This is a genomic window from Marinobacter sp. GH_1, assembly GCF_048595985.1.
GTDB classification, from domain to species: Bacteria; Pseudomonadota; Gammaproteobacteria; order Pseudomonadales; family Oleiphilaceae; genus Marinobacter; species Marinobacter shengliensis.
Genome location: NZ_CP184460.1, coordinates 303,697 through 319,892, shown reverse-complemented (window position 1 = coordinate 319,892; position 16,196 = coordinate 303,697). Strand labels below are relative to the sequence as shown.

At 58.3% G+C, this 16,196-nt stretch carries 17 protein-coding genes; 8 read left to right on the top strand and 9 right to left on the bottom strand.

The genetic code is table 11. The features are described from left to right. Positions 1 to 68: 68 nt before the first annotated feature. Together ACNSOI_RS01400 and ACNSOI_RS01395 are read right to left on the bottom strand one after the other, a co-directional pair. Positions 69 to 1,139, bottom strand: a complete 1,071-nt coding sequence (locus tag ACNSOI_RS01400) for a TRAP transporter substrate-binding protein (protein WP_420194953.1) — start codon at positions 1,137 to 1,139, stop codon at positions 69 to 71. 110 nt (positions 1,140 to 1,249) lie between these two features. Then, complete coding sequence (locus tag ACNSOI_RS01395) at positions 1,250 to 2,926, bottom strand: methyl-accepting chemotaxis protein (protein ID WP_420194952.1); 1,677 nt, start codon at positions 2,924 to 2,926, stop codon at positions 1,250 to 1,252. 232 nt (positions 2,927 to 3,158) lie between these two features. Here ACNSOI_RS01395 and ACNSOI_RS01390 point away from each other — a divergent pair, with 232 nt between their 5' ends. Then, entirely contained in the window at positions 3,159 to 4,508 is a 1,350-nt protein-coding gene (locus tag ACNSOI_RS01390) for a CHAD domain-containing protein (protein WP_420194951.1), read from the top strand. Positions 4,509 to 4,524: 16 nt separating this feature from the next. On the opposite strand, the gene ACNSOI_RS01385 is transcribed toward ACNSOI_RS01390, so the two are convergent. Beyond that, complete coding sequence (locus ACNSOI_RS01385) at positions 4,525 to 5,298, bottom strand: cation diffusion facilitator family transporter (RefSeq protein ID WP_058093018.1); 774 nt, start codon at positions 5,296 to 5,298, stop codon at positions 4,525 to 4,527. Between the two features lie 93 nt (positions 5,299 to 5,391). Here ACNSOI_RS01385 and ACNSOI_RS01380 point away from each other — a divergent pair, with 93 nt between their 5' ends. After that, positions 5,392 to 6,273 (top strand): LysR family transcriptional regulator, encoded by an 882-nt coding sequence (locus ACNSOI_RS01380; protein ID WP_286253173.1) that lies wholly within the window; start codon positions 5,392 to 5,394, stop codon positions 6,271 to 6,273. Here ACNSOI_RS01380 and ACNSOI_RS01375 read toward each other — a convergent pair. The 4 genes from ACNSOI_RS01375 to ACNSOI_RS01360 form a co-directional block, all read right to left on the bottom strand. Then, complete coding sequence (locus tag ACNSOI_RS01375) at positions 6,252 to 6,485, bottom strand: DUF3565 domain-containing protein (protein ID WP_374786458.1); 234 nt, start codon at positions 6,483 to 6,485, stop codon at positions 6,252 to 6,254. The two genes, ACNSOI_RS01380 and ACNSOI_RS01375, sit on opposite strands and share 22 nt — an antisense overlap. Continuing rightward, a complete protein-coding gene (gene rarD / locus ACNSOI_RS01370; RefSeq protein ID WP_286920692.1) occupies positions 6,482 to 7,378 on the bottom strand; it encodes an EamA family transporter RarD in 897 nt (298 codons plus the stop codon). The genes ACNSOI_RS01375 and rarD overlap by 4 nt, the downstream gene beginning before the upstream one ends. A gap of 113 nt (positions 7,379 to 7,491) precedes the next feature. After that, positions 7,492 to 7,959 (bottom strand): YchJ family protein, encoded by a 468-nt coding sequence (locus ACNSOI_RS01365; protein WP_420194950.1) that lies wholly within the window; start codon positions 7,957 to 7,959, stop codon positions 7,492 to 7,494. 70 nt (positions 7,960 to 8,029) lie between these two features. Continuing rightward, positions 8,030 to 8,704, bottom strand: a complete 675-nt coding sequence (locus ACNSOI_RS01360) for a hypothetical protein (protein ID WP_138436969.1) — start codon at positions 8,702 to 8,704, stop codon at positions 8,030 to 8,032. Between the two features lie 165 nt (positions 8,705 to 8,869). Between ACNSOI_RS01360 and ACNSOI_RS01355 the strand changes: the two genes are divergently transcribed. Then, positions 8,870 to 9,829 carry a sensor domain-containing diguanylate cyclase gene (locus ACNSOI_RS01355; protein WP_152437100.1) on the top strand — a complete coding sequence of 320 codons (960 nt, stop codon included), beginning with the start codon at positions 8,870 to 8,872 and terminating at the stop codon, positions 9,827 to 9,829. Here the strand turns inward: ACNSOI_RS01355 and ACNSOI_RS01350 are convergent. Next, a complete protein-coding gene (locus ACNSOI_RS01350; RefSeq protein WP_420194949.1) occupies positions 9,824 to 10,660 on the bottom strand; it encodes a substrate-binding periplasmic protein in 837 nt (278 codons plus the stop codon). The genes ACNSOI_RS01355 and ACNSOI_RS01350 overlap by 6 nt on opposite strands. Positions 10,661 to 10,895: 235 nt before the next feature. Here ACNSOI_RS01350 and ACNSOI_RS01345 point away from each other — a divergent pair, with 235 nt between their 5' ends. The 5 genes from ACNSOI_RS01345 to ACNSOI_RS01325 all read left to right on the top strand — a co-directional run bounded on the left by ACNSOI_RS01345 (position 10,896) and on the right by ACNSOI_RS01325 (position 15,751). Further along, complete coding sequence (locus ACNSOI_RS01345) at positions 10,896 to 11,534, top strand: DUF1826 domain-containing protein (RefSeq protein ID WP_152437099.1); 639 nt, start codon at positions 10,896 to 10,898, stop codon at positions 11,532 to 11,534. A gap of 45 nt (positions 11,535 to 11,579) precedes the next feature. Next, positions 11,580 to 12,878 carry a hypothetical protein gene (locus tag ACNSOI_RS01340; RefSeq protein ID WP_228715470.1) on the top strand — a complete coding sequence of 433 codons (1,299 nt, stop codon included), beginning with the start codon at positions 11,580 to 11,582 and terminating at the stop codon, positions 12,876 to 12,878. A gap of 84 nt (positions 12,879 to 12,962) precedes the next feature. Beyond that, positions 12,963 to 14,084 (top strand): porin, encoded by a 1,122-nt coding sequence (locus ACNSOI_RS01335; RefSeq protein WP_228715469.1) that lies wholly within the window; start codon positions 12,963 to 12,965, stop codon positions 14,082 to 14,084. Next, the gene (locus tag ACNSOI_RS01330; protein ID WP_420194948.1) at positions 14,074 to 15,000 is read left to right on the top strand and encodes a metal ABC transporter solute-binding protein, Zn/Mn family; all 927 of its coding nucleotides are present in this window, start codon (positions 14,074 to 14,076) and stop codon (positions 14,998 to 15,000) included. Before ACNSOI_RS01335 ends, ACNSOI_RS01330 begins: the two co-directional genes overlap by 11 nt. Continuing rightward, entirely contained in the window at positions 14,990 to 15,751 is a 762-nt protein-coding gene (locus ACNSOI_RS01325; protein ID WP_420194947.1) for an ABC transporter, read from the top strand. Before ACNSOI_RS01330 ends, ACNSOI_RS01325 begins: the two co-directional genes overlap by 11 nt. Here ACNSOI_RS01325 and ACNSOI_RS01320 read toward each other — a convergent pair. Then, a complete protein-coding gene (locus ACNSOI_RS01320; RefSeq protein ID WP_420194946.1) occupies positions 15,732 to 16,160 on the bottom strand; it encodes a hotdog fold thioesterase in 429 nt (142 codons plus the stop codon). The two genes, ACNSOI_RS01325 and ACNSOI_RS01320, sit on opposite strands and share 20 nt — an antisense overlap. Positions 16,161 to 16,196: the final 36 nt, after the last annotated feature.

Below are 16,196 nucleotides of genomic sequence, written 5' to 3'. Positions count from 1 at the left end.
CCGGGATAATCCGCAATCCCGACGCTCCTTGATCTCAGCTCACTTCGGCAGGTTTAGCAACATGCTGCTCACTGGTCTGCAACGCTATCCAGATAGGCTTTGTCCGAAATGTTGGTCCAGGGCCGCACCTGGCTGAGGTAGTCGCGCTGGGAGGTGATGATTTCACGGGCCAGTTCATCCTTCTCCGCGAACTCATCCAGCAGGCGATTGGTGGTGTCCCGCAGGGCGTTGATGACTTCCGGCGGGAACACTTTGTGAGTCACGTCTGGATAGTCCTCGGTCATGCGGCTCCAGGCAACACCGCTCTCATGGGTACTCTGGATGTACATGTCGTAGGCCGCCGTGCGCATGGACACCCGCAGGATTTCCTGTAGGTCAGCCGGCAGCGAATCCCAGGTTTTCTTGTTGATCAGGAACTGCACCTCGGCATTGGGCTCCTGCCAGCCAGAATAGTAATACTTGGCGATCTGGTGAAAGCCCATCTGCAGGTCGAGCGCCGGGCCAACCCATTCCACGGCATCAATGGTGCCCCGCTCCAGGGCGGTGTACAGCTCGCCTGGCGGCAGGTTGGTAACCGCCACACCCAGCTCGGCCATCACTTCTCCGGCAAAGCCTGGGGTGCGCATCTTCAGGCCTTTGAGGTCGTCCAGGGAGTTGATTTCCTTGCGAAACCAACCACCCATCTGGTTGCTGGTATTACCGCCCGGAAACGACAGCAGGCCATAGGGCTCGTAGACCTTTTGCATCAGCGCCATGCCATCATCGTGATAGAACCAGGCATACATTTCCGGCGTGATCATGCCAAACGGTATGGTGGTGAAGTACATGGCGTTGGGGATGGTGCCCTTGTAGTAGTACGAGGCGGTGTGGCCCATGTCATACTGGCCGTTGCGCACCAGGTCAAAAATACCGAAGGGCGCCTTGTGCTTGTTCGAGGAATCAATCCGGAACTTCAGGCGGCCGCTGGACATCCGCTCCGCCATCGCGGCCATATTGCGAGGAGTCTCACCCAGGATTTTGGAGTTCGGGCCCCAGGTTTCAGCCAGGCGGATGGTGTAGGTTTTCTCGGCCGCCGCAAACGGGCTGGTCAGCAGGGCAACCAACGTAAGGGCCGCCACGAAGATTCTGTGCATAGACATGGTGTTGGCTTCCATTGTTATTGCTTTGAGGGTAAAACGAACAAATAACGGAAAGCCATGATAACCGTGGAGGCCAGCCACGCCAATGCGGCAGGCCGGCCTCGCCGGAATCAGACCTTGAACTGGCTCACCAGCTCACGCAGGTTTTCACCCAGCCGCGCCAGCTCGTGACTGGCTTCATTGGTCTGGTTAACCCCGGTGTCGCTACGCTGGGCAGCGTCGACAATACGCACCACATTCTGGTTAATTTCCTCGGCCACCTGGCTCTGCTGCTCCGCCGCCGTGGCAATCTGGGTAACCTGATCATGGATCTGGGTCACCGATGTCACAATGGTGTTCAGCGCACCAGTGGCGTGATTGATGCGTTCGACGGTAGCCTCGGAACTCTTGCGGGAATGGTTCATCCGTTCAACAGAAGCCTTGGATTCGGCCACAAAGCCGTCAATCATTTCCCGAATCTGATCGGCGGATTCCGCAGAGCGTTTGGCCAACTGCCGAACCTCGTCCGCCACCACCGAGAAGCCACGACCGTGCTCACCCGCCCGTGCAGCCTCGATGGCCGCGTTAAGCGCCAGCAGGTTGGTCTGCTCGGTGACGGCATGGATCACATCCAGAACCTGCTGGATATCATTGGACTTCTCCGCCAGGGCGTTAATGCTGGCCGCCGTGCTCTCCATTTCTTCGGACAACTGGTTGACGGCACCTTGCGCGCTGGTGATCGTTTCACCACCCTCACGGGCCATGCGGTCGGCGTCTGAAGCGGCGCTTTCCACTTCGTTGGCATTGCCGGAAATCTGCTGGATGGTGGCTGCCATTTCATTGATCGCCGACGCAATCTGGTCTGTTTCCGAGCCCTGTTCCTGAACCGACTGGCGGGTTTCGTTGGCCACACGGCTCAGCTCTTCGGCGGCCGAGGCGACCTGATCGGTGGTTGAGCCCACTTCACGAATAGTATCCTGAATCTTGATCACGAAATGATTGAACCGGCGGCCTAGCTCAGCCAACTCATCCTTGCCGTCTTCCGGCAGACGCTGGCGTAGGTCGCCATCACCGTCGGCGATTTCCTGCATCATATCGCTGACTTTATTCAGGGGCGCCGTCACCGTTCGGCCAATCACCAGCCCTATGATCAGGGACACGGCAACTACGATAACCGTCACCAACAGAATAAAGCCCATGGCCGCCGCCATAGCCGAATCGATTTCCTTTCGTGCCTCAACCAATACCCGTTCAATATCGGTGACGTAAATACCGGCACCCATCATCCAATCCCAGCCCGGGATAATGCTTGAATAAGACACTTTCGGCTCTACCTCGCCCGAGGCGGGGTTTGTCCAGTCGTACTCATAAAAGCCGTCGGTTCCCGCCGCTGAGAACAGGTCCCGAACCAGTTTCTGTGTATTGGGGTTGGTCGTCGGCCCCTCGCGGGAAGGGTCCGGAGCGTAGGCGAGATTATCCAGATTACGGGCGTAGGCAAAAACGTAGTTATCCTGCCCGAATGTGATGGAGCGTAGCCGTTTGCGAGCCTCCTCGCGGGCGTCTCTATCAGACAACCCAGAGTTGTTCTTGGCATCCATGACCACTGCCCGGGCCGTTTCCACGAGATTCTTCAGGCCTTCCTTACGGGCATCCAGAAGCTCTTCCTCCAGGCGTTCCAACTCGGCTTCTCCGTTTGCCTGAATCTGGCTGGCGGTGATCCAGGCAATGGTACCCGCCGTAATCAGTACCGGCACCAATACGCCAATCAACAGGCGGGCTCGGATGGTCAGGTTGCTCAACAATGTCATGGTTCTGCTCCGGATTGTCTGCTCTGGCCTCGGGATTATCCACAGTGCCACGTACAAGGCTGTTCCAGTTTGTTAACGCCTGTATACCAATACTCAAGTAAAACATGTCGACTTGGTAGCCAGGCCATTTGTATCAAGCCTTTCAGGTAGTTCGGGTATCGGCCGTCATGTAAACGACTTGAGCTTGTGTCAGACTAAAGTTTCATGTCAGTCGTGCCGGGGAGAGCTCACCGTGAAACACCTTTTTCTCATCCGCCATGCCAAGTCCAGCTGGGATAACGACAACCTCAGCGACAAGGACCGCCCGCTAAACCCACGAGGCGAGCAACAGCTGGCACCGCTCGGGAAGGCGCTGCTGCGTTACGGGGCCATGGCAGGAGAGATTCACGTAAGCCCTGCCCTGCGCGCCCAACAAACGCTTAAAGGCATTTTGCATCCCTCGATGGGTGAAGCGCAGATTTACACTAACCCGGAACTCTATACCTTTGATTACCGGCGTCTATTACAGTGGCTGCAGAACTGTGACAATGAGGCGCAAACCCTGGCCATTGTCGGGCACAACCCGGCGCTTTTGGAACTGGCAGCCACCCTGGTGCCGCACGCTCCCTTTGAACTCCCCACCGCCAGTTTTATTCACATACGTTTACCAATCAAACACTGGCGCAAACTCGGCAAACGGGAAGGTCGGCTTGAAACCTTTCTAACCCCGGTGGACTTCAGTTATGAGGCGTTCAAACGCAAGAACCAGAAACGGCACAAGAACGCCGGCAAAGCGACGGTCAAAGACACTCCGTCAGTGCTTTTGGGGCAGGCCGAGAGTCTTAACCAGTTACATCGGGGGGTGATGCTCGGCCTGGACGATGAGTTTCTCCACCAGTATCGCATTGCCCTTCGTCGCAGCCGCGCCGTGGCCGAATCCCTGGCCGAGGTAACCGGAAACAAATCACTGAAGAGCCACATTTCCCACCTGAAACGACACGCCCAGGCCACGAGTAACCTGCGGGATCTGCACGTCTTCCGCCAGGATCTGCCGCAGCTATGCAGTGACCAGCCAGAGCTCCTGCGGGCACTGGAGCAATGGGTCTGCGCGCGGGTGGGCAAGGAACAGAAAAAACTGGCGAAACGGCTTGGAAGCAAACGTTACCGGCAGAGCCTGCACAGTTGGGAGGACGAGCTGCAGTCAAGGGAGTTCCGCAAACTGATCGACAAACTCAGTACCAGGGACGTTCAAAAAAGCGTTGAACACCGGCTGCGCATGTTCAACCGGAAAACCGCCGAACTGCTGCACGACGCGCCAGATGAGGACATCCACAATCTCCGCAAACTCCTGAAGCGCATCCGCTACCTCATGGAACTGGACATCGACAGCTGGAAATCCGCCCTTAAGACCCTACGACAGCGCCAGGATCTCTATGGCCGTTTCCAGGATCTGCATGTCCAGATTGAGCTGGTCAAACGGTTTGCTTCAAACCACCCGGAGGATCCAAACGGCGCGCTTCAGGCCCTGCTGGACTACCTGGCCGTCGAAAAGGACGACACCCGCAGACTGATTCTGTCCATCGGCGGGCTGAAGGCTGGCTGATGCCAGAACACCAGGTTCAGATTCTGACCATACGAGCTTCCAGGAGCAGGTTAGGGCCCAACTTCGCCACTCTCACCTGGCCCGGATTCAAGCCAAGGTCTTCCAGGGTTTCCTGGATATCGTCCATGGCCTCTTCCGAGGGTGCCGCCAGCAGCAACTCCCGCACTGACTCCAGAATCATCTTCACCGGCACGGTCATGAAATACACCGAGATCACCAGCATCATCACCGGGTCTGCGTATACTGCCAGCTCTGACCACTGACTTTTCTCCAGCATCCAGGCGGCGGCAAAACCGATCATCACAGCAGCACTCAGGGCGCTGTCCATCAGCCACTGCCTCTGCTCGGCCCTGACCAGGCCAGAGTCGTTCTGGAAGCTGGACCAGCGCAGATACACCCACACGGCCAGGCAACCCACCACGTTCACCGCACCAAACACCATGGCCATGTCGGCGGCCACCGCACGGCCACCCTGCAGCAGCGAAACCACCGCCGAGGCCAGCGAAAGCACACACACCAGGGCAATAACCAGGCCTTTCACCGCAATCACCAGCGGCTCCACCGCACCCAAACCAAACGGATAATCTTCTGTTGCCGGCCGACGCACCAGGCGAGCGGCATAGAGAGAAAGCAGGGATAGCGCCAGACTGATCAGTGAATAGGCGCCATCGAAAAGAATGACCAGGGAATCAACCCAAAGCCCCCAGCCGATACCGACGACAGCAAACAAGCCCGCACCGGCCGCAGATAATGTCAGCGCCATATTTTCCCGCGCCAGAGAAGTAAACATTTTGACCTCCTGAGAATTGCCGGCCATATTATCGGCATCATCACGAAGGCGTGAGTCGCTGAGCGACGGAAAATCCGGCGCAACGAGATAAGCATGAAAACTTCCCAGATTAAAACCTTTCTGTCCGTAGTCCGGAACGGCAGCGTGGCCGCGGCCGCCCGCGAGCTGAACCGCAGCCGGACGACGGTCAGCACTGTGTTGGCCTCGCTGGAGGATGAGCTGGGGGTTGAATTGTTTGAACGCAGCGGTAACCAGCTGCATCTGACCTCCATCGGCCAGTCCATTCTCACCGACTGTCGGCGCTTTGATCAGGTCGCCGGCCAGATACAGGCCCGCTGCCAGCACCACCTGAGTGGCGCCGAATCGGTGTTGCGCATCGCCCGGGACGATGCCATTCCCGAGGACGTGTGGCGAGACATCCTGCGCCGCCTGAAACAGCGGTTTCCGCAAACCAGCCTGTCGATCTACCTGGCGCCCCCGCGAGAACTACCCTCATTGGTCCGCAACCAGTCGGTGGATGTCGCCTATGGCTTGATGCCGGAACTGATGAATGAGGGCTACCAATGGTTCCGCGAGCTGGCTGACGTGCGCATGCTGACCGTCGCTGCGCCCGAGCATCCGCTTAGCCAGCTCAAACGGGTAACCCAGGACGATCTGATCAGCCACACCGAAATCACCATCGCCTACATGCAGGATTCAGTGCTGGTGGCAGACTCACCGGAAACCGCCAACTACTTGGCGTTTACCCAGTACGAGTTGATCCGGGATGCGGTGATGGACGGTGCCGGCTGGGCGGACCTGCCGTTACCGTTAATTGCCGAGGCACTGCGGAAAGAACAACTGAAAACCATCCACCACCGCAGCGCGCGCTGGTGGAAGGTGTTCAGCGCCCTCGAGTCAGAGCAGGCTCAGGGCGGCGCCGTGGTAGGCTGGCTGGCTAACGAACTGGAAGCCTATCTGGAGACGATGGCCTGAAGGCCTGGCTGCTCATCGGCCGGAGCACCCTCGTCACACTTTTTGCAGTCCAGCTCAACTCCCAGCATGGCCTGCCGCCCTTCCGGGGTAACAACCCATGGGCGGTTCACCCACGGCGGATCGTGGCGCACATGCTGGTTATGCCCGCATGCCAGCTGCGCCACCCAATGGTTTTCGTCGTCTTGGTGATAGCCGATGATGCGCTGTTTCATGATCTCCCCCTTTGATCCCAGGCCGACCAGGAATAAATCCCCAGCGCCACCCAGATCATGCTAAAGCTCACCAGTTTCGCGGTGCTCAGGGGCTCGTGGAACACAAAAAGCGCAATCAGGAACTGGATAGTGGGGTTGATGTACATCAGAAACCCCACCGTCGAGAGCTTCAGCCGCCGGGCGGCACCGGCGAAGGCCAGCAGGGGAATGGCAGTAACCGCACCGCTGGAAAGCAACAGCAAGGTACTGTAGCTGGTGCCACCAAAGTGAGACAAACCCTCCGATGACAACCAGGCCAGCGTCACCAGCCCCAGCGGCAGCAACAGCAGAGTTTCCACAAACAGGCCAGACAGCCCATCCAGCTCGACCTTCTTTCGCATCAACCCGTAGGTGCCAAAGCTGAACGCCAGCACCAGGGTAATCCAGGGCAGCTCACCCAGCAGAACAAACTGGTACAGAATCGCCACTGCCGCAAGGGTCACCGCAACCACTTGCAAGCGTGAAATCCGCTCCCCCAGAATCAGCAGCCCCATGGCCACATTCACCAGCGGGGTAAGGAAGTACCCCAGGCTGGCCTGCAGCACGTGCCGGGTTTCCACGGCATAAATGTAGACGCCCCAGTTAAGGGCAATGAACACCGCACAACCGAGTACGAAACCCAGCCTCTTTGGCTGCTTCAACGCTGCGATTACCGCCGGCCAGCGTGTGAGAAGGGAAATCACGATGGCGAGAAACAGGCAGGACCAGATTACCCTGTGAATCAGGACTTCCCAGGCGGGAATCCCCTGAAACAACGCGAAGTACAGGGGAAAACTGCCCCATAGGGTGTAGGCAGCCAGCCCATAGAGAACGCCTTTGGTGGTTTCCGGGTTAACCGGGGTCTTTGAGTGCATAGGTTCCTCATCACTGGACGAGATAATCTAGCACACCAAGGGTGACGGGAACCCCATGAATTATCCTAACCCGGCACTAACGTCTGACCTCCTCAATGTTGCAGGATTTCCTGTTATCCGCCTTTAAGGCAACAGGCTTTGTACTTTCTCCCGCTGCCACACGGGCAAGGCTCGTTGCGGCCGGGCTTGAGGCTACCCTCGCTCGTTTCTCCGGCCACGTAGTACCAGCAACCGTCTACCCGTGCAAAGTCTGAAACCTCCTCCAGATAGCCCCAACCGGTTCCAGCCCGGTAGACCGCACGGAAATGAACGCGCCCACGGGAGTCCTGCTCACTGGCATCCAGAATCTGTAACGATGCCCAGTCCGGAGAGTGTTCCAGCTCCAGCTCCCCGGGCCGGGTATCCGGATGCCAGGTGGCCAGCAGGTAGTCCGGATTGCGCAGCACGAACGCAGCATAGCGTGAGCGCATCAGCGCCTCCGGGGTGGGCGCCGGCTGCCCGGAATGCCAGGGTTGGCAGCATTCAAGGTAGGCCTTGCCGCTGCAGCAGGGACAAGGGTCTGATGATGCAGTGACAGTCATGAAGGAAGGCTCTGAAAAGTTCGTTTGGGCAGCAGTCTATCAAGACAAGCCCGGGCTGTCCCCGCGGCTGTCAATCTGCCCACAGGCGCGCCCGGAACCCGCTGCGCCGCCACAGCAATGCCAGCCAGAGCGCGTGCAGGTTGATCAGCAGCGCCAGCACCCATTCAAAGGCATCGTCTTTCTGGCTATACCAGTCCGGCACCACCGCGGTCAGAATCACCGAAAGAATACCCACTGCCAGCGTCAGTTGGCAAAGGCGCAACAAGCGCAGGCCGGAGGTGTACCACCTCGGATGATTCATCAGGCAGGCGCTGACCAGCAACTGGCACAGATAGGTGAATGAAAAATACAGAACAACGCCAATACGGCGAGTCAGGTTAAAACCGTCCCCGGCATGACCCAGCGCCAGGGTATAAAAGGCGAGGGCAGCACAGGCAATCAACCCGAGCCACGGAATCCAGGCAACGCGCCGAGCCTGAACACCAAGCTGGCGCAACCAGAGACCATTCAGCCACCAGAACAGAATCCCCAGCAGTGCTGCCGGCAACATGGTCCCCTTAAAAATGAAATAGGCGGTACCGTGGCGACCGGTTCGGCTGATACTGGTGCAGCTGTCCCAGTACGGCACGCACCAGGAAACATGTCCCTCCATTACCGATACGGCAAAGGTGAGGTGAATTGTCAGCAAGGGAATCAGTGCCGCTGCAAACGCCAACCACCAAAGTGGCAAAGATCGATGCCCCATACCGTTGCTCCTGAAACATTTTATCTCTGACTTACACCATCCGAAGTCATCAGGTAATCGTAGGTACAAGCCGAAGAATAGGACAGATTCCGGGTGCAGGCGACGGCCAAAGACGCCATACTCGGCAACACATTGGCGAAAAATCAAACGAAGACAAAAGTACCAATGAGATCCGGGATACCATCCATCAACCTACCCGCCCAACCGGAAAAACCGGTTCCGGACACCAGTACCTCCGCCGAGGGCCTGCAGGCCGTGCTCGACAATCTCGATGCCCTGGTTTATGTATCTGACTTCGAGACCCACGAATTACTTTACATGAATGCCTACGGCCGCCGCATCTGGGGCAGCATCGACGGCCGCAAATGCTGGCAGGTGCTGCAAGACAGCGACGGCCCTTGCTCTTTCTGCACGAATGACCTGCTTGTCGCCGATGACGGCACCGCCAACGCACCTCATGTCTGGGAGTTCCAGAACCAGCTCGACCAACGCTGGTACCAGTGCCGGGATCAGGCTATTCAGTGGACCGATGGTCGGCTGGCGAGGCTGGAGATTGCAACTGACATAACTGAACGAAAGAACATGGAGCTGGCGTTACACGAAGCCCACGAGCGGGCTCGGGCCGCCGCGTTCGAGGATGAACTGACCAGGCTCAGGAATCGCCGGGCGTTCTTTGAGTTCGGCAATCAGCTACTCAGCCGCGCCCTGCGACAACAGTCCCCGACGGCACTGATCATGATGGACCTCGACCATTTCAAACAAGTCAACGACACCCATGGTCACGAGGCGGGCGATGAGGTGCTTCGCAAGGTATCTTCAACGCTTGGGGAGAACATCCGCGACTATGACATCCTTGCCAGGATGGGCGGCGAAGAATTCGCACTCCTGCTCCCGGAAACCACGGAGCAGGAAGCTCTGGATACCGCTCACCGACTTCTGAGTGCGCTGACCAGCCTCACAGTAGATTATCGGGGCTGCGCAATCCAGATCAGCGCCAGTTTCGGGATCACCAGTCTGGGGCGGCAAGACCAGCGCCTGGAAGACCTGCTACACAGAGCAGACCGGGCACTCTATCGCTCGAAAGAGCTTGGACGTTGTCAGGTCAACCTCGATGCACCGCTATAAGCCCTGATTGCCAACGTACCGCGCCGTATATTCCTCGATAAGCGCTGGCAATCTTCTGTTCACCGTCAGGTGCGAGAGCCGTTCCATAAAAGCTTCCCTGAAGGATTCTGAATTGCACGGTGAGCCTTTCGGAAACGCAAAGAACAGCCCCTCCCTCGAAATCGGTGGGTCCAGTGCAATAAAATCGCCGGCAAGCCCGAGCTTCTGGAGTTTCACCTGCCCCTGAAGTTGCTCGTACAACACATAGTCAACTCGGCCCGCCCTCGCCATGAGGAATGACTGCTCTATCGTGCGCACCCCCTCGATCATCAGGTTTGCTTTTGCGTATTGATCGAAACGCTGACCAAAACTGTTGTTGATCAGGGTGCTGCCCCGCTTCATCAACAAGTCCGGCCAATGGCGATACTCAAAAGGCCGGTCTTTTGGCACCCAGACGCTGGTGGGTAAGTGAGTCATCGGCGGCAACACATAATCCATATAACCAATGCGCTCCGATGTCATAAAGGCGCCGGCCACGAGATCAAGATCACCCAGCTTTGCAAGATGCTGCACCCTGGCCCAGGAACCCTTGTCCCGAACCTCAACTTTAACTCCGAGCGGCTCTATCAGCTCCCGCAAAAATGCTGGTATAGCGCCAACCAGCTCCCCGGGCGACCGGTCTGAACGCCAAAGCAGAGGTGGGTACTGAGGATTACCACTGGCCACGAGTGTGGTGCATACGAACCTTTCAGACTCTCCGGCCGCAACCCCGTGATGGCTTACCGACACCATCATCAAGCAGGCAACCACGAACCTTGTCATCGCCGCACCAATCGTCACTTTGATTAACACACAGTCTCCTGATGCGAGAACGCATCCGCTGCAAACTGGTTGATAAAATGAACTAAATTGAGTGTATCACCGATCCTGCCGACCGGCAGGCTGAAAACTTGATATCTCTCAAACCCCGGTCAACTTCCTCAAACCAGTTTCGCCAATTCGTGTCAGCCCTTCACAAATCATATGTTATAACATAACATTGTCAGCCCGGATTCGGCTTCTCTCGCCAGACCAAGAGGTTCTAGCAATGACACAACACCCTCATAACCTCGAACACTCCCTGAGTGTCCACGGGCAAAATGTACAGTGCCTTGCGGAAATACTCCGTGACAACGTTAACCTGGCCGTCTGGCAGAGACCTCGGAACAACCTTTGGGCCGCATTCGTAAATGAATTCTGTAACCGCGCGGGGAACCTTGAGCGTTTCGTCAGCCTCGAACGTGGGCAAAGTGCGGCCACTGCGTTGCCCGGGTGGGCTCTTGATATCGAGGGTTCCAACCACTGGATTGCCGATGTCGACGAGCTGGCAGAGATGTATCAGTGCCTGTTTGAGCCTGAAGCGATAGGTCTTCGCATACATGTTCTGGCTGACACTATGTGCCCCAGATTTCATGTGGATCGGGTACCGGTGCGGCTGCTTTGCACTTACCGCGGGCCCGGAACCGAGTGGCTACCCGAACCCCTCGTTGCCCGTCCTGCTGGTGAAGGCCCCCTGCCAGAGCAAAGCGTTCCCTCAGATCAGATTCAAACCATACCCACTGCCGCTGTCGCCCTTCTGAAGGGCGAGGCATGGGAGGGCAATGAGGGCCGGGGACTGGTGCACCGTTCACCGCAACCGAATGGCACCCCAAGACTGATTGTTGGCCTCGACTGGCTTTCATCCTGAACTTTAAATGCAACGTTATAACATGAACAAAGGAGTGAGAACTCAATGAAACTAGCACCTCCCGCTCAAAAGCCGGTAACACCAAGGCTGATCATTACATCCATTGTCGCAGCCTCAGCGCTTATGCTTTCTGGATGCGGCGGCAGCAGCTCCGGTGACGGTCACGACCACACAGAGATCGATACCGCCGGGCGCCTGGCCATTTATGACAGCACCGGCTCACAGATCAAGGTGATGGACCTGGACGACGGAAGCATCCTGGAACAATTCCCTCTGGACGGTGAGGCACCCCGCCTGTACCGATCACCCAACGCACGGTATGGGGTAGTCATCCAGCGCGGAGATGACCTGGTGTCCTTTGTGGACAGCGGACTCTATACCGAAGACCACGGCGACCACATGCATGATTACGCGGAAACGCCATCCATGCTGAGCCTGACGCTGAACGATCACCGGCCCACCCACTATTCCCTCGGCGAAGAGTATGGCGTGGTGTTCTACGACGGCGCAGCCAGCGCGGCCAACGCCAAGGTGACAGTGTTCTCCGACCACTCCCTGGAAAGTAACAGTGAGGTCGCATCTCTGGGTCGCGACAACAACATGCATGGCGTTGCCAAGATGGTAGGGGATCGCCTGTTCGTCACCCGTCGTGATTCATCGATTACCGATACGACCCTGCCGGCGGAAGTTGAGCGGTACCAGCTGGACGGTGGCAGTTTCACACACGAACACCTCTACGCTGAACAATGCCCACGCCTGCATGGCGCGGCAGCCAATCACCACGCCCTGGCCTTCGGCTGCTCCGATGGTGTGCTGGTGATCGATCTGGAAGACGATACCTTCCCCGCGGAAAAACTGGATAACCCACCAACCCTGATCGACGGCAGTCGCATTGGCACCCTGGTTGCTCATCATGACGTCGACGCCCTGGTCGGTGTTGCCGGAAACCAGCTTTTCGTCATCAACCCGGAAGACGCCGAGCCCTACCTGGAGTTGACTCTGGGCGAAGGCGTCACTCGCGTTGCCCAGGGTTTTGATGGTCATGGCGAAACCTTCTACGTGTTCGGTAATGACGGCAAGCTTCGCTTGTTCGACCCTGCCGACAGCTGGCTACTGGTTGCCACCCTGGACGTTATGGCGCCTCTGGCAGAGGACGACCAAGTTGCGTTTACCGAATCGGCCAGCGAAGACCGCCTGTTTGTACTGACACCGGACGGTCAGTCCATCATCGAAATCGACACCCATGAGCGGGAGGTTCTGCGGACCATCGCCCTGGACTTCCAGGCCGCCAGCCTGGTCTGGCTTGGCCTGATGGATGATCACGACCACGATCACGCTCACTAACCAACACCAATGACACCGCGCCGGCTGCTTAACGCATCGCCGGCGCCGACTCCATTTCCTATGCAAGCAGTACGAGGATTCAACATGCGTTTTACCCGCCTTCAAGCCGGCCTGTTCTCCACCTTGCTGATGCCATTTGCGTCGGCCCAGGCCAATGAAATGAACCCAGACATCAGCGTGGTTCTGGACGGTTATTACAAACAGAACGCCACCGCGCTGTCCCACCGGGACGAGGGTTTTGGGCTTGGGCACACCGAGCTGTCATTGTCTGCGCCCATCGATGACCTGTTCACAGGCCGCCTGACTGCAGTTTTGGAAGAACATCACGGCGAAACCGAAGTAGCACTGGAAGAAGCCTACCTGCAGACCACCGGCATGCCCTGGAACCTGAGTGTTCGGGGCGGCCGATTCCTGTCCCAGGTCGGTTACCTGAACAGTCGCCACATGCATGAGGACAACTTTGTCGAGCGCCCCGCAGCCTATCGGGCTCTGCTGGGCAGCCACTACTTCGACGACGGTCTGCGGGTCAACCTGCTGATGCCCACACCGTTTTTCTGGCAGATCGGGGCGGAAGCTTTCAACGGCAATCGCCTGACGGAAGGTGACGAAGACATTGGTGTGTACACCGTCAACACTCGTTTCGGTGGCGACATTGGGGTGTCACAAAGCTGGCAGGCCGGGCTGTCCTATCTGAACAACCGCCAGGTTCATGGTGACCATGACGGCGATCACGATCATGACCATGATCATGACCACGGTGATCATGACCACAGCCATGCCGCCGCCTACACCGGCGAGAACCTCTATATCGCCGACCTGGTCTGGAAATGGTCGCCTAACGGCAACACCCGACAGCAACAGCTGACGCTCAGCGGCGAATACCTGTACGCGGACGAACTGAACGAACATGCCCGCTCCTCAGATTACCACCAGGGCTGGTATACCTCCGCTGTCTACCGCTTTACCCCACAGTGGTCTGTCGGAGCCCGCTATGGCCGGGTGGATCTCAAGGAAGCCCATGGTGACCACTTCCACGATCAGCAACTGAAAGAAACCGATGTGATGCTGGCCTGGTCCCGGTCCCACTTCTCGACTCTGCGTCTGCAGTACACGCACCAGAGCGCACATGGTTTCGAGGACGCCGACAACACCGTCACCCTGCAATACGTGATGACTTTCGGAGCTCATGGTGCCCATGATTTCTAAGCCCAACCGCCTGGCGTGGGCGTTTGGCTGGCTGCTGGCGTTTGCCAGCATGCCGGCCAGCGCCAATCTGAATGTGTTCGCCTGCGAACCGGAGTGGGCCAGCCTGGTCTCGGTGTTGCTGCCGGATGCAAACATCACCACCGCGACCACCGCCTGGCAAGACCCGCACTACATCGAGGCCCGGCCCAGCCTGATTGCCGCCATGCGTAAAGCCGACCTGGCCGTGTGCACGGGTGCGTCGCTGGAAGCCGGCTGGCTACCTTCGCTGATCTCAAGGGCGGCCAATCGCAAGATCCAGCCCGGTAGCGATGGGCTGTTCTTTGCCGCCGACCATGCGCCGCTGCATCAGAGTCATGAGCACGTTGACCGCAGCATGGGGGATGTCCACCCAGAGGGCGACCCGCACCTGCACCTGTCTCCAGACGCCATTCCCCTGGTTGCCAGTGCCCTCGCAGAGCGACTCGCATCTCTGGTCCCCGATCAGCAGGCGCAGATTCAAGTGAGGTACATTCGGTGGCGGGGAGAGTGGAACCAGCACCGCCAATCCTGGCGCACTGCGGCCCGTCAACTGACAGGGACCGGTGTGATTACCCAACACTCCACCTTCGATTACCTGCTGCGTTGGCTGGGCATCGAGGTCATTGCCGACCTGGAGCCGAAACCCGGGTTACCACCCGGCAGCACGCACCTGCGGAACGTACTGGCCACCCCGGACCTGGCTCGCGCCAGCGTGATTATGCTTGCCTCCTATCAGGATGATCGTCCGGCCCGGTGGTTATCGTCACAATCCGGGGTACCGGCGATAGTGCTACCTGGCACCGTCACCGGCCAACCGGGTGAAGAGACTCTGGGGCAAGTTATCAACCTGATCATCGACGCGCTGTTGAATCATCAGGAGCCAACGAATGTGGACTGAGTGGGGCTGGATGTGGCCGGCACTCACCGCCAGCACGCTGACTGCAGTCGCCCTGGTGCCTCTGGGCAACCGGGTACTTGAGCGGGGTATGGTATTTGCGGATCTGGCGATCGCCCAGTGGGCGGCGCTGGGCATTTTACTGGTCGGTACCGTATTACCCGCCGGCGGCTCTGCCCTGAGCCTCTCCGGGAGCCTGGCCCTTGCTCTGCTGGCTGTTACCTTGGTCAGCCTGGTTTTACGGTATCTGACCCGTCACCGTGAAGCCATGATCGGCCTGCTCTACGCACTGGGCGCGTGCCTGGCCACCTTGCTGGTAAGCCAGGACCCCCACGGCGCACAGAGGCTTGCCCATACGCTGAACGGCGACCTGCTCTGGACCACACCTGCAGTGCTTGGCCCGATGGTGCTGTTGGCTATCGCCGTGCTGGTCTGGCAGTACGCCCTGCCCCAGTGCTATACCGGCTGGCTGTTCCTGCCACTATTCGCTGTCGCCATCACCCTGACGGTCGACCTGGCCGGCATCTACGTGGTGTTCACCTCATTGATTGCCGCCCCACTGCTACTGATACATCTGCGTGGCACCAGCATCGTCTTCGCCATACTCACGTGCCTGGCGGGCCACAGTCTGGGGCTTCTGATCTCAGCCTGGCAGGATCTGCCAACCGGGCCAACCGTGGTTATCGCTGCCATGGCCATCTGTGCCAGTGTGGCGGTGCTGGCGCGCAAACCCATCAACCGGGACGCTTGGTAACCGCCATGGTCAGCCTGGAGATGCAGGTAAGCTTGCCTTGCTCGTTCTCCAGGCGGATTTCCCAAACCTGTGTGGTGCTGCCGATGTGCTGGGCGCGGGCCGTGCCGTATACCCAGCCGCCGGTCACCGGGCGAATGTGATTGGCGTTGATATCGAGCCCCACCGCCACGGTGTTCTTGTCTTTCAGGCAGCAATTGGCCGCCATGCTGCCCAGGGTTTCCGCCAGCAATACCGACGAGCCGCCGTGCAGAATCCCGAACGGCTGCACGGTGCGCTGGTCCACCGGCATGCGGCCTTTCACGTAGTCGTCACCAACTTCCAGGTATTCAATACCCATATGACTTACAGCGGTGTTTTTACTCGCCTCAGCCATGTATTCCAGGTTCGGGGTTACCGTCCAGATCGCCATATGCGGAATTCTCCAGATTGAACTTTGGTCTGTTAT

What these genes read in the sequence shown, in the direction of transcription:
- ACNSOI_RS01385 (WP_058093018.1), bottom strand. Translation starts at nt 5,298, where the DNA reads ATGTTTACTTCTCTGGCGCGGGAAAATATGGCGCTGACATTATCTGCG.
- ACNSOI_RS01335 (WP_228715469.1), top strand. Translation starts at nt 12,963, where the DNA reads ATGCGTTTTACCCGCCTTCAAGCCGGCCTGTTCTCCACCTTGCTGATG.
- ACNSOI_RS01345 (WP_152437099.1), top strand. Translation starts at nt 10,896, where the DNA reads ATGACACAACACCCTCATAACCTCGAACACTCCCTGAGTGTCCACGGG.
- ACNSOI_RS01340 (WP_228715470.1), top strand. Translation starts at nt 11,580, where the DNA reads ATGAAACTAGCACCTCCCGCTCAAAAGCCGGTAACACCAAGGCTGATC.
- ACNSOI_RS01365 (WP_420194950.1), bottom strand. Translation starts at nt 7,959, where the DNA reads ATGACTGTCACTGCATCATCAGACCCTTGTCCCTGCTGCAGCGGCAAG.
- ACNSOI_RS01330 (WP_420194948.1), top strand. Translation starts at nt 14,074, where the DNA reads ATGATTTCTAAGCCCAACCGCCTGGCGTGGGCGTTTGGCTGGCTGCTG.
- ACNSOI_RS01355 (WP_152437100.1), top strand. Translation starts at nt 8,870, where the DNA reads ATGAGATCCGGGATACCATCCATCAACCTACCCGCCCAACCGGAAAAA.
- ACNSOI_RS01325 (WP_420194947.1), top strand. Translation starts at nt 14,990, where the DNA reads ATGTGGACTGAGTGGGGCTGGATGTGGCCGGCACTCACCGCCAGCACG.
- rarD (WP_286920692.1), bottom strand. Translation starts at nt 7,378, where the DNA reads ATGCACTCAAAGACCCCGGTTAACCCGGAAACCACCAAAGGCGTTCTC.
- ACNSOI_RS01375 (WP_374786458.1), bottom strand. Translation starts at nt 6,485, where the DNA reads ATGAAACAGCGCATCATCGGCTATCACCAAGACGACGAAAACCATTGG.
- ACNSOI_RS01320 (WP_420194946.1), bottom strand. Translation starts at nt 16,160, where the DNA reads ATGGCGATCTGGACGGTAACCCCGAACCTGGAATACATGGCTGAGGCG.
- ACNSOI_RS01400 (WP_420194953.1), bottom strand. Translation starts at nt 1,139, where the DNA reads ATGTCTATGCACAGAATCTTCGTGGCGGCCCTTACGTTGGTTGCCCTG.
- ACNSOI_RS01360 (WP_138436969.1), bottom strand. Translation starts at nt 8,704, where the DNA reads ATGGGGCATCGATCTTTGCCACTTTGGTGGTTGGCGTTTGCAGCGGCA.
- ACNSOI_RS01380 (WP_286253173.1), top strand. Translation starts at nt 5,392, where the DNA reads ATGAAAACTTCCCAGATTAAAACCTTTCTGTCCGTAGTCCGGAACGGC.
- ACNSOI_RS01395 (WP_420194952.1), bottom strand. Translation starts at nt 2,926, where the DNA reads ATGACATTGTTGAGCAACCTGACCATCCGAGCCCGCCTGTTGATTGGC.